This is a genomic window from Caulobacter sp. GW821-FHT09H08 (assembly GCF_059415885.1).
Map to the genome: position 1 here is coordinate 125,401 of NZ_JBWKOC010000003.1, position 12,453 is coordinate 137,853.

General features: G+C 68.9%; 10 protein-coding genes. 5 read left to right on the forward strand and 5 right to left on the reverse strand.

The genetic code is table 11. The annotated features are described in order from the left end of the window. Nucleotides 1-28: 28 nt before the first annotated feature. The 5 genes from AC07NN_RS10350 to AC07NN_RS10370 form a co-directional block, all read right to left on the reverse strand. On the reverse strand, nucleotides 29-394 hold the full coding sequence (locus tag AC07NN_RS10350) for a VOC family protein (RefSeq protein WP_494640366.1): 366 nt from the start codon (nucleotides 392-394) through the stop codon (nucleotides 29-31). A 165-nt stretch (nucleotides 395-559) separates the two neighbouring features. Next, nucleotides 560-1,948 (reverse strand): L-serine ammonia-lyase, encoded by a 1,389-nt coding sequence (locus AC07NN_RS10355; protein ID WP_494640368.1) that lies wholly within the window; start codon nucleotides 1,946-1,948, stop codon nucleotides 560-562. 155 nt (nucleotides 1,949-2,103) lie between these two features. Continuing rightward, entirely contained in the window at nucleotides 2,104-3,777 is a 1,674-nt protein-coding gene (locus AC07NN_RS10360) for a M28 family metallopeptidase (protein WP_494640370.1), read from the reverse strand. Between the two features lie 123 nt (nucleotides 3,778-3,900). Further along, entirely contained in the window at nucleotides 3,901-5,127 is a 1,227-nt protein-coding gene (locus AC07NN_RS10365) for an alanine racemase (RefSeq protein ID WP_494640372.1), read from the reverse strand. 125 nt (nucleotides 5,128-5,252) lie between these two features. Beyond that, nucleotides 5,253-6,230, reverse strand: a complete 978-nt coding sequence (locus tag AC07NN_RS10370) for a threonine ammonia-lyase (protein WP_494640373.1) — start codon at nucleotides 6,228-6,230, stop codon at nucleotides 5,253-5,255. Nucleotides 6,231-6,364: 134 nt separating this feature from the next. Here AC07NN_RS10370 and AC07NN_RS10375 point away from each other — a divergent pair, with 134 nt between their 5' ends. The 5 genes from AC07NN_RS10375 (at nucleotide 6,365) to AC07NN_RS10395 (ending at nucleotide 12,416) form a co-directional block, all read left to right on the forward strand. Further along, a complete protein-coding gene (locus tag AC07NN_RS10375; protein WP_494640376.1) occupies nucleotides 6,365-6,973 on the forward strand; it encodes an acyloxyacyl hydrolase in 609 nt (202 codons plus the stop codon). A gap of 135 nt (nucleotides 6,974-7,108) precedes the next feature. Beyond that, on the forward strand, nucleotides 7,109-8,395 hold the full coding sequence (locus AC07NN_RS10380; protein WP_494640379.1) for an adenylosuccinate synthase: 1,287 nt from the start codon (nucleotides 7,109-7,111) through the stop codon (nucleotides 8,393-8,395). Nucleotides 8,396-8,534: 139 nt separating this feature from the next. After that, nucleotides 8,535-10,253, forward strand: coding sequence for an ATP-binding protein (locus AC07NN_RS10385; protein ID WP_494640381.1), 1,719 nt, complete (start codon nucleotides 8,535-8,537; stop codon nucleotides 10,251-10,253). A gap of 182 nt (nucleotides 10,254-10,435) precedes the next feature. Beyond that, nucleotides 10,436-11,530: a hypothetical protein gene (locus AC07NN_RS10390; RefSeq protein ID WP_494641843.1), complete on the forward strand. Its 1,095-nt coding sequence runs from the start codon at nucleotides 10,436-10,438 to the stop codon at nucleotides 11,528-11,530. 85 nt (nucleotides 11,531-11,615) lie between these two features. Then, nucleotides 11,616-12,416, forward strand: coding sequence for a response regulator (locus AC07NN_RS10395; protein WP_494640383.1), 801 nt, complete (start codon nucleotides 11,616-11,618; stop codon nucleotides 12,414-12,416). The last annotated feature ends 37 nt before the right edge of the window (nucleotides 12,417-12,453 follow it).

The following is a 12,453-nucleotide window of genomic DNA, read 5'->3' on the forward strand; positions in this document are numbered from 1 at the left end:
GGGAACTTGGCCGCCGCGTCGAGAGGATTCAGGTCACGATCCGTTGGCCGAAAGTGAGCCAGAAACGGTTGCAGTCGCGGATGATGAACTCGCGCATGCCGTACTCGGTGTCGTGGGGCGGCTCGAAGACATCGACGCGGTCCTTGAGGGTCTTGAACAGGGCGTCCAGGCCCTCGTCGAGGGTCAGGTAGAGGTCGGCCTCGCGGCGGTGCGCCATGGAGGCCTGGCCGCCGGCGCTGAACATCACCGCCCCGTCGCCGAAGGCCAGCTGCGCCCAGTCCCAGACCTCGTCGCACTTGTTGAAGCCGGTCAGGGTGAAGCCGAGGTCGCGATGCCAGTCGGCCGTCGCCCGCACGTCGGGCACGTGGATCATCGGGGTGATGGAGCCGGGCATGGGGTGTCCTCCGTGAGAGGAGGCTAACGCGGGAGGCCCCCTCCGTCACGGCGCGTATCCGCGCCGCGCCACCTCCCCCGCAAGCGGGGCAGGAGGAGTTCCCGTCCTCCCCTGCGAAGCGGGGGAGGTGGCCCGAAGGGCCGGAAGGGGCGCTCTACGCCGCCCTCAGCACTCCACCCGGTTGACCGACAGGCCCACAGCCAGACCCCCCATCGAGGTCTCCTTGTAGATCTCGTTCATGTCCTCGCCGGTGCGCTTCATCGTGGCGATGACCTTGTCGAGGCTCACGCTGTGCTGGCCATCCCCCAGCAGCGCCAGGCGCGCTGCGTCGATGGCCTTGATGGCGCCCATGGCGTTGCGTTCGATGCAGGGGATCTGCACCAGGCCGCCGATCGGGTCGCAGGTGAGGCCGAGGTTGTGCTCCATGCCGATCTCGGCGGCGTTCTCGATCTGGGCGTTGGTGGCGCCCAGGGCGGCGGCGAGACCGGCGGCCGCCATCGAGCAGGCGACGCCGACCTCGCCCTGGCAGCCGACCTCGGCGCCGCTGATCGAGGCGTTGCGCTTGTAGAGCGCGCCGATGGCGGCGGCGGTCAGCAGGAAGGTGCGGATCTGCTCGGGCGTGCCCTTGTGGAAGCGGACGAAGAACCGCAGCACGGCCGGCACCAGGCCCGCGGCGCCATTGGTCGGGGCGGTGACGACGCGGCCGCCGGCGGCGTTCTCCTCGTTGACCGCCATGGCCCACAGATTGACGAAGTCCATGGCCGCCAGCGGATCGCTCATCTGGCGCTCCATCCGGCCCAGGATGGTCTGGTGGATCTGTCGGGCGCGGCGCTTGACGGTCAGGCCGCCGGGCAGGACGCCGTCCTGGCGCATGCCGCGATCGATGCAGGCTTCCATGGCGTTGAAGATGCGGTCGAGGCCGGCGTTCATGTCGTCCAGCGACATCCGGGCCAGCTCGTTAGCGCCCATGACCCCGGCGATCGACAGGCCGGCGTCGGCGGCGCGCTGCAAGAGGTCGGCGCCGCTCTCGAACGGGTGGGGGATGGCCGGACCGGCCTCGGGCGGGGCGTTGCTGCCCATCTCGCGCTCGTCGCGGACGAAGCCGCCGCCGATCGAGAAATAGGTGCGCTCGGCCAGCACGGCGCCGACCTTGTCGAAGGCGGTGAAGGTCAGGCCGTTGGGGTGCTGGGGCAGGCGCTCGTGACCCAGCCAGACGATGTCCTTGGCCTCGTCGAAGGCGATGTCGACCTCGCCGCCCAGCTTCAGCGACTGGGTGGCCTGGCTCTCCAGCAGGGCGGCCTCGCCGGCGTCGGGGTCGAGCTCGGCGGGGACGAAGCCCATCAGGCCCAGGATCACGGCGCGGTCGGTGGCGTGGCCGCGACCGGTCAGGGCGAGGGAGGCGTAGAGCCTGGTCTCGACCCGCGCCACGGCGGCCAGCTTCCCGGCGTCGCGCAGGCGGCCGATGAACAGCACCGCGGCCGTCATCGGCCCCATGGTGTGGCTGCTCGACGGGCCGACGCCGAGTTTGAAGAGGTCGAAGACGGAGGCGGTCATGGGGTGTTTCGCACTACTAAACTTGTCATCCCGGAAGCCTCGCAGAGGCTGTCCGGGACCCAGGGGCGGCGCGCACGGCGCTTCGCCACCCCCTGGGTCCCGGCTCTACGCTGCGCTCCGGCCGGGATGACGAGAGAGGGAGCGCGTAACCAATCCTACTTCCGCTGCGCCGACGTCTTGTCGCGCAGGGCCTTGAACTCCGAGCCCGCCTGCCACTTCGGCCAGACGCGCGAATTGGCCAGATCGGCGCCGATCTCGTAGACGAGGCCCAGGTCCATGGCCTGGCCGCTGAGATCCCAGTCCGCCGACCACTCGTCGGCCGGCTGGTGGTAGCGCTTCTCGGTGTAGTCCTCTTCGGCCTTCTCGCCGGCTTCCTTGCCGCCCTTCACGAGGTCGGTGCCCGAGCCGATCGAGATGGCCGGCACGCCGCGCTTGGCGAACGGGAAGTGGTCCGAGCGGTAGAAGTGGCCGGCCTGCGGGGCCGGGTCCGGCGAGAAGTAGCGGCCGTGGGCCTTGGCCTTGGCGACCAGCAGGTCCTGCAGGTCGACCTTGCCGTCGCCCGAGGTGGTCACGTCCTTGGCCGGGCCGGCGGCCGACAGGGCGTCGATGTTGATGTCGCCGACCGTGGTGGCCAGCGGGAACAGCGGGTTGGCGCCGTAATATTCCGAGCCCAGCAGGCCCTTCTCCTCGGCGGTGACCGCCAGGAACAGGATCGAGCGCTGCGGCGCCGGCTTGGACTTGAAGGCGCGGGCCAGCTCGAGAATGCCGGCGATGCCGTCGGCGTTGTCGACGGCGCCGTTGTAGATCTTGTCGCCCTTGGCGTCCGGGGCGCCGACACCCAGGTGGTCCCAGTGGCCGCTGTAGATCACGGTCTCGTTCGGGAACTTCGTGCCGACGATGCGGCCGGCGATGTTCTTGGAGACGATGACCTCGTGCTTGACCTTGTAGTCGGCCGAGAAGGTGACGCCCTTCAGCTCGACCGGCTTGAAGTCGCGGGTCTGGGCCTGCTTCTTCAGGGCGTCGAAGTCGAGGCCGGCGCGCTTGAAGAGGTCGACGGCGACGTCGCGCTGGATCCAGGATTCAAGGGCCGGATGCTGCTTGGCCGGCTCCTTGCGGACGATGTCGAACATCACGTTGGTGTTGGAGTTCTTGACCGTGTTCCAGCCGTACGAGGCGGGAGCCGTCTCGTGGACGATCATCACGCCGGCGGCGCCCAGGCGGGCGGCTTCCTCGAACTTGTAGGTCCAGCGGCCGTAATAGGTCATGGCCTTGCCGCCGAAGTCGCCGGAACCGGTCTCGAAGTCCGGATCGTTGATCAGGACGACGATGATCTTGCCCTTCACGTCCAGGCCCTTGAAGTCGTCCCAATTGCGCTCGGGGGCCTTCACGCCGTAGCCGACGAAGACGATCGGGGCGTTCCTGATCGAGACGGCGTCGACATTGGTCATGGCGGCGCGGACGGCGATCTGCTCGCCCTGCGCCAGGGCGACGTGGTCGCCGCCGGCCATGACGTGGGCCTTCACGTCGCCCTGGATCTGGAACTTGGCCAGCGGCACGTCCTGGGTCCAGGCGCGCTTGCCGTCTTTCTGGACGTCGCCGGCGGGGGAGAGGCCGATGGCCTTCATCTGGCCGACGATATAGGCGACGGCCTTCTTCTCGCCCTCGGTGGCGGGGCCGCGGCCCTCGTACTCGTCCGAGGACAGGACCTTGATGTGGGCCGACAGCTTGGCGGGGTCGATCTTGGGCGCGTTGGCCGCCCCTTGCGCAAAACAAGGAGAGACCAGCATGGGTGCGGCGACCAGGGCGGTAGCGAGCAGCAGGCGTTTCATCTCAGGCCCTCTTTCGGAGCAAATCTTGTCGTTGGGCGCGGACCCTAGAGGGGGTTTTCCGCCGTGGCTAGGTGGTCGGGGGCGGTTTCGCCGAACGGTAGCGATAACGCGACCGGTCGGGCTTCAGGCGGAGACGCGGCGGCCGTCCACGGGCCATCGGTCCAGTCGCTCGCCATCCCAGACATGCAGGGCGTCGTAGAGGTTGATAGTCGGGTCGCAGTGGCCCGGCTGCAGCCAGACGAGGTCGCCGTTCTTCGGCGCATCGGGCAGGAACGCGCGGGCCGGATCGGCGTCGGCGGCGGCCACGGCTCTGTCGAAGCCGAGGGGATCGCGGCCGCCGGCCTTCAGCACGTCGATCATGGCCGGGTGGGCGATCATGCCGTGCTCGTCGCCCATCGGCCGCCAGAGGGAGCCCGGCGCGGCGCCGGCGATCACGCGGGCGGGCGGGCCGTCCATCGACATCGCCTTGAAGCCGGCGTCGCAGGTGACGTGGCTCTTGTGATTGGCCGAGACGACGGTGGCGGCCACGAACAGCGACGGCTCGAACGGCCAGTCGCCGCCGCCGGGCGCGCCGCAGACGTCGTACTCGACGTCCATCACCGCATAGGAGCCGGCCTGGAGCTCGGTGAACACGCCCGAGGCCAGGTCGAAGGCGTGAGTGCCCGTCCCGCCGCCGGTGACGACGCCGGGCGGCAGGCCGGCGGCGGTCAGCTCGGCGACCAGGGCCTTGAGCGTCGCGAAGGCGGCTTCGTCGGCGGTGCGGCGCAGCTCGCCGTCGTCCAGGTGCTGCAGGTGGCCGAGATAGGCCTGGATGCCCGCGAACCGCAGGCCCGGCGAGGCGTCGGCGGCGCGGGCCAGCTTCAGAGCGTCCTGCGGATAGGCGCCGGCGCGGTGGGTGCCGAGGTCGAGGTCGACGACCAGGTCCAGCATGACACCGGCGGCGACGGCCGCGTCCGACAGCCGGTCGATCTGGCGCTCGTCGTCGGCGACGGCGCCGACCTTGACCCCGGTCTGGGCGAGGGCGGCCAGGCGCGCGGCGCCCCAAGGCGGGGAGGGGGCGGTGACAAGAACGTCCTTGATCCCGCCCGCCACATAGGCCTCGGCCTCGCCGACCGTCTGGCAGCACAGGCCGACGGCGCCGCGCTCGACGATCAGGCGGCCGAGCGTGGAGCACTTGTGGGTCTTGCCGTGGGCGCGCAGACGCACGCCGGCGGCGTCGCACAGGGCCTGCATGCGGTCGATGTTGCGCTCGAGCGCGGCGCGGTCGACGACGAGGAGCGGGGTCTGGGGGAGGTGCTCTGCGCTCGGAAAGTTCATCTGATCCCCGCCCCTAATCCCTTCAACCGTCATCCCGCGACTTGTTCGCTGGACCCATTTGTCCGCCGCAGGCGCGGAGCAAGGCTAGCCCTCACGTGCAAGCTGAACCATGGGTCCCGCGCATAAAGCGCGGGATGACGGGTTCTGTGTGGCGAGTCCTACAGCTCGCCCCGCAGCACCTGCGCGAACAGCCCCGGATCGACATTGCCTCCCGAGAGGACAATCGCCACCGTCTTTCCCGCAACATCGATCTTGCCGGTCAGCGCCGCCGTCAGCGCCACGCAGCCGCCGGGCTCGACGACGAGCTTCAGGGTCGAGAAGGCATAGCGCATCGCCTCGGCCACCTCGGCGTCGGTCACCGCCACGATGCCCGACAGCGTCTGGCTGTTGATCGGCCAGGTCAGCTCGCCGGGGATCGGGGTCAGGAGGGCGTCGCAGAACGAGCGGGCGTCCTTGTCGATGGTCTCGCGATTGCCGGAGATCATCGAGCGGCGGGTCTCGTCGAAGCCGGCGGGCTCGGCGCCCCAGACTTCGGTGGAGGGTGACAGGCCCTTCACGGCGGTCGAGGTCCCGGCGATCAGGCCGCCGCCGCCGACGGGCGAGAGCACGCGGTCCAGGGTCACGCCCCTGGCCTTGGCCTGCTCGACGATCTCAAGGCCCAACGTGCCCTGGCCGGCGATGATGTGCGGGTCGTCATAGGAGGGCACGACCACGCAGCCGCGCTCGGCGGCGATCTGATCGGCGATGGCGATCCGGTCCTCGGTGAAGCGGTCGTAGAAGCGGATCTCGGCGCCGAAGCTCTTGGTCCCCGCCACCTTCACGGCCGGCGAGTCCGACGGCATGACGATCAGGGCGGGTATGCCCAGCAGTTGCGCCGCCAGCGCCACGCCCTGGGCGTGGTTGCCGGACGAAAAGGCCACGACGCCGCGCGACTTCTCCGCGTCGCTCAGCTGGCTCAGCCGATTATAGGCGCCGCGGAACTTGAAGGCCCCGGCCCGTTGCAGGGTCTCGGGCTTGAGGAAGATCCGCCCGCCCAGGCGCTCGTTCAGCGCGGGGCTCTCGATCAGCGGGGTCTCGACGGCCAGGCCCTTCAGGCGGCCGGCGGCGGCTTGGATGTCGGCGAGGGAGATGGTCATGGCCTCGGATGTAGGCTCTGCGGCGAAGCTTTTGAAGCGCCCATCCCCTGTTCCAGGGCTAGGCGCGCGAATCCCTTTGCGAGGTCGCAAGTTCAAGCCATAAAAAGCCAAGGGCTCAAGTTCAGGACGACTTCATGAAAACCGCCATGTTCGCCGCCGCGGCTGTTGCTGCGCTGGCCATCGCCGCGCCCGCCATGGCCGGCGAGGTCTTCGTCGGCGTCTACAAGCACGACGTGACGTTCATCGGCAAAGCCGTGGGCTTGGGCGCCGCCGGTCGCGAGGACGGGGTGGACTTCCACCTGGGCTACCGCACCAACAAGCTCGAGAACCTGACCTGGCTGGGCAAGCCGCAGGTCCACACCATGGTGTCGATCAACAGTAAGAACACATCGAACTTCGTGGCCGTGGGCTTCGACTGGAAGGTCGACCTGGGCCAGGAGGGCGGCTTCTACCTGCGTCCGGGCATGGGTCTGGCCTATACCGACGGCAAGGCCGGCCTGCCGCCCGCCAACGCCCCGGGCCTGACCCAGGCCGAGCGTGATCGCCGCACCTGGCTCTACTACAACCGCATCGATTTCGGCTCGAAGGTCCTGTTCGAGCCGGAGCTGGCCCTGGGCTACCAGGTCAACGACCGGGTGTCGGTGGAACTGAGCTACACTCACCTGTCGAACGGCCAGATCTTCCACCAGGGAAAGAACCAGGGGCTTGACGACGCGGGGGTCCGACTGGTTTACGCGTTCTGACTTCGCGCTGAGCCGATTTGACGGTTCGCCCGATGGTGCTTCGGGCGCCGCCCAAAACTGAATAAACGTCTGCGGCCGAGTCCTGTCGAAGGGCCGCTGGACGTCACCGGGCAGGTGACAAGGCATATCTCTACCATGGCCAATGTGACCGTCGTCGGCGCCCAGTGGGGCGATGAAGGCAAGGGCAAGATCGTCGACTGGCTCAGCAATCGAGCCGATGTCGTCGTGCGCTTCCAGGGCGGCCACAACGCCGGCCACACGCTGGTGGTGGACGGCAAGGTCTACAAGCTGGCCCTGCTGCCCTCGGGCGTCGTCCAGGGCAAGCTGTCGGTGATCGGCAACGGCGTCGTCGTCGACCCGTGGCACCTGCTGGGCGAGATCGACAAGATCGCCGACCAGGGCGTCAACATCACCCCCGAGTTGCTGATCCTGGCCGACAACGCCTGCCTGATCCTGCCGCTGCACCGCGACCTGGACCAGGCCCGCGAAGCCGCCTCGACCCAGAAGATCGGCACCACCGGTCGCGGCATCGGCCCGGCCTACGAGGACAAGGTCGGCCGCCGCGCCATCCGCGTCGCCGACCTCGCCGATCCGGAAGCCCTGAAGCCAAAGATCGAGCGCCTGCTCAGCCACCACGGCGCCCTGCGTCGCGGCCTGAATCTGCCGGAGGCGTCGGCCCAGGAGCTGTTCGACGCCCTGATGGAGCTCGCCCCGCGCATCCTGCCCTACGCCCAGCCGGCGTGGCGGGTGCTGGACCAGGCCCACAAGGCCGGCCGCCGCATCCTGTTCGAAGGCGCACAAGGCTCGCTGCTGGACGTCGACCACGGCACCTATCCGTTCGTCACCTCGTCCAACACCGCCGCCGGCCAAGCCTCGGCTGGGTCGGGCATGGGCCCGTCGGCGACCGGCTTCGTGCTGGGCATCGTCAAGGCCTACACCACCCGCGTGGGCGAGGGCCCGTTCCCGGCCGAGCTGTTCGACGACGTGGGCAAGCACCTGTCGACCGTCGGCCGCGAGGTCGGCGTCAACACCGGTCGCGCCCGCCGCTGCGGCTGGTTCGACTCGGTGCTGGTGCGCCAGTCGGTGGCCATCAACGGCATCCACGGCGTGGCCCTGACCAAGCTGGACGTGCTGGACGGCCTGAAGACCCTGAAGATCTGCGTCGGCTACAAGATCGGCGACAAGGTCGTCGACTACCTGCCGGCCGGCCTGCGCGACCAGGCTGCCGCCACGCCGATCTATGAAGAGATCGAGGGCTGGACGGAAAGCACCGCCGGCGCCCGCTCGTTCAAGGACCTCAACGCCCAGGCCATCAAGTATGTGCGCCGCGTCGAGGAACTGATCGGCGCCCCGGTGGCGCTGCTGTCCACCAGCCCCGAGCGGGACGACACCATTTTGATGCGCGACCCCTTCCAGGGCTAAGCGCCTCGAAACGACCTTGGGCGCCGCACCCGATCCCGGGACGCGGCGCCCAAAAAAGGTGCGACAACCGGTCGCACGGTAAATGCTTGTGAACCTTGTTCGGCGAAGCTCCGCGCGATTTCATGCGAAGGGGCGCCCCGTGAGGCTCCGCGATTTCCTGGACGATGGCCGCGACGGCGCGAGCCTGGTGACGAGCCGAAAAGGCCGCACCAGCCGCCTCGTCGCCATGGTCGTGATGGCCGCCCTGCTGGGCGCGGTGTTCAACGCCAAGGCCTCCGCCATTTGGATCGCGGCCAATGTCGGCCTGGAGCTGTGGCTGTTCTGGCTGATGCGCGGCATGCGCTCGCGGACGGAGAAGCCGTTGTCGCTGGTCGCGCGCCTGGCGCCGGCCATGACCTTCAGCGCCGTCTGGTCGGTGGCCGCCCTGTTCAGCTGGATCTATGGCCCACAGGTCGTGCGCTTCGCCGCGATGCTGGTCCTGCTGGGCATGATCGTCGAAGGCCTGAAGTACGCCGCGTTCAGCCGCACCGCGACCGTGTCGCTGCTGCCCTGTCCGGTGCTGGCGATGAGCGCCCTGCCGTTCTTCGTGGGCAAGCCGCTGTGGATGGAGGGCCTTGCCGCCGGTACGGCCCTGGTCTGCCTCGGCGGCTATCTGATCGAGGCCTCGCGCACCCTGCGCGCCAACGCCCTGGCGCTGGAGAAGGCCCAGGCCGAGGCCCTGGACGCGAGCCGCGCCAAGTCCGACTTCCTGGCCATGATGAGCCACGAGCTGCGTACGCCGATGAACGGGGTGCTGGGCCTGGCCCACGCCCTGCGCGGCACCAAGCTGGACAAGCGCCAGGCCGAATATCTCGAGATGATCGAGCAGTCGGGCCATGGCCTGATGACCATCCTCAACGACATCCTGGACCTGTCGAAGATCGAGGCCGGCAAGCTGGAGCTGGAGGTCGCGCCGTTCGATATCCGCAAGCTGGCCGCCCAGATCCGCCTGTTCTGGAGCGAGACGGCTCGCCTGAAGGGCCTCGAACTGCTGCTGGACGTCGATCCGGCGACGCCCGAGTGGCTGGCGGGCGACGTGGCCCGGGTGCGCCAGATCCTGATGAACCTGGTCTCCAACGCCCTGAAGTTTACCGAAGCCGGGCAAGTGACCGTGCGCATCGCGCCGGGCGAGGACGGCATCGTCATCGCCGTGTCGGACACCGGCGTCGGTATGGACGAGGAACAGCGCGCGCGCCTGTTCACGCCGTTCGTGCAGGGCGACCGGACCATTTCGCGTCGCTTCGGCGGCACCGGCCTGGGCCTGGCCATCTGCCGTCAGCTGGTCGAGACCATGGGCGGCGAGATCGGCGTCGCCAGCACGCCGGGCGAGGGCTCGACCTTCACCGCCCGTCTGGCCCTGCCGGCGACGCGCGCGCCGCGTGAGCTGGCCGACGCGGCCCAGGCGCTGGACCTGGCCGGCATGCGGGTGCTGGTCGTGGACGACAACGCCGTGAACCAGATGGTGGCCCGTGCGATCCTGGAGGCCGCCGACGCCTCGGTGGCCACGGTCGGCGACGGCCACACGGCCCTGGCCCGCCTGCGCATCGAGGACTTCGACGTCGTGCTGATGGACGTCCATATGCCGGGGATGGACGGCGTCGAGGCCGTGCGCCGCATCCGCGCCGGCGAGGGCGGCCGGGTCGACCTGCCGGTCGTGGCCCTGACCGCCGACGCCATGGTCGGCGACGCCGAACGCCTGCTCTCGCAGGGCTTCGACGACGCCCACCCCAAGCCGATCCAGCCCGCCGGCCTGCTGGCCACCGTGGCCGGCCTGCGCCGCGTCGTCCCGACCGCGACGCCGCTGCGCAAACGCGCCTAGTTGCTACCCGATTTCGGTAGATCGGGCCCACTTGAGGTTGCGAGAGGGCAATCGAACAGCGTTCGGTTAGCGTTTGTTTAGCAAGCGGCGCCCTAAAAGTCGGGAACCCAACGCCGAGGAAACCCTTGTCCGCTCTCGCTCGCCGCCGTCAGCTGAAGCCGGTCAACAAGGCCGACCGCGTGATGCGCAGCCTGCGTGCGCTGGAACGCACCGCCTCGACCAGTCGTGTCCTGAACCTTTTGGCCATCGAGGCCGAGAGCGCGCATCGCCCGGAATATTTCGAGGCGCCGCTGTTCAAGAACCGCGTGCTGAACACCGCGATCATCCTCAAGCACCGCCTGCGCAACGACGACATCTATCTGTTCGACGACGCCAAGGCGACCGCGACCAAGATCATCATCCCCTTCGACCGCAAGGACCTTGGCCTGGGCGGCCAGTCGGTGTTCGTGGGTCAGCGCGGCTGGGCCGACCTGATCATCGAGGCCTGCAACGCCTCGAGCGACATGAGCCGGGACATCGAGACCCTGCGCCTGATCGACATCCTGCCGTCGCTGGATCCGTTCCTGCTGCGCGAGCACCTGCGCCGCCACGGCCTGATGGTCGGCAACTGCTACTTCGCGCTGTCGCCGGCCGACCTGGACACGATGCAGGGCTTCGTGACCATGGAGCTGGGTCGCCTGATCGAGCTGGCCTACAAGGGCTCGCGCGTCGGCGTCGGCCGCCTGCACACCGCCCGCCTGGTCGAGGCCCTGCTGTCGACCGATGTCGACGAGCGCCTGGAGCCCCTGCGCCAGACCCTGGTCATGGAGGGCGAGAGCTTCAAGGAAGGCGTCTTCAGCTGGAAGGGCTTCCTCTATTACAAGTGGATGCTCACCAAGCTGTGGCCGCAGCTGACCGCCGTGGGCCAGGAGATCAGTCGCCTGGTCGTCACCGGCAACCGCGACGCCGAGACTGGCCGCTATGTCGACGCCGCCCGCATGCGCCTGCAGGGCGCGGTGCTGGTCGAGCGCAACGCCATCATGCGCACGCTTAAGGTCTATGACGACGCGTTCGAGGACCTGATCGACAACGGTCGTCCCACGGCCTTCCGCGACTTCCTGCTGCGTGCGCCGGAGATGTTCCTGTCGCTGGGCGAGCGGGTCGGCGTGATCTCGCATATTTCCAGCTACTGGCGGTATCGCTTCCCGACCGGTTGCCAGCTGACCATCGACGTCGAGGAAGCCATCGACATCCTGCAGGATTTCGAGGCCGGCCTGTCGATGCCCCTGACAAACTGACGCGGGTGACCCGCAGCGCTTATCAAGCGGATTTTTACAATCTGGGCCTAGTGATCAGGGTCTAGTTTCTAGGAGCCACGCGTCCGTGTTCGACGGTAACGTCCGCACAATCCAAAGAGTCGCCGCCAAGGTGCAGCGGATTCTGGTCATCGACCCGAACCCCGCGACCGCGCGCCTGTTGGCCGACCAGATGCGCCCGCTGGGCGCGCAGCTGTTCGCCGCGCCCTCCAGCGAGAAGGGCTATGCGATGGCCCGCGCGACCGATCCGCAGCTGATCTTCGTCGAGCACACCACCGACGGCGTCGACGGCCTGGCCTTCACGCGCAAGATTCGCCGCAGCGACCTGATCTGCCGCGAAGCGCCGGTGATCATGTGCACGGCCGAAGCCACCGCCGAGGCCATCTTCGGCGCGCGAGACGCCGGCGTGCACGAGTTCATGCGCAAGCCGTTCAACATCAAGGATCTCGAGCGCCGCCTCGAGGCCGTGACCTTGAAGCCGCGCGACTGGATCGAGGCCGTGGCCTATGTCGGTCCCGACCGCCGCCGCTTCAACTCGGCCGACTACAAGGGTCCGCGCAAGCGCAAGGCCGACGCCACCGGCACACCCGCCGCGCGTCTGTCGCAGGCCCTGCGCATCGTCAAATCCGCCGCCACCGCCCTGGACACCGATCCGGCCCAGGCGCGCCGCGCCCTGGCCGCCCAGGCCGCGGAGCTCAAGCGCGTGGGCGAGGCGGTCAAGGATGTTCGCCTGGTCCAGGCCGCCGAGGCCCTGGGCGGCTGCATGCAGGCCGATCTGGCCGGAGCGGGCGGTCGCGCCGAACTGGTCAAGCGCATCGACGCCCTGTTGGGCTTCATGGCTGGCGACGAGGCGGGGCGCGCGGCTTAAGGCGCGCGATGTCCAGTCCCACGAAAAAGGCGGCGTC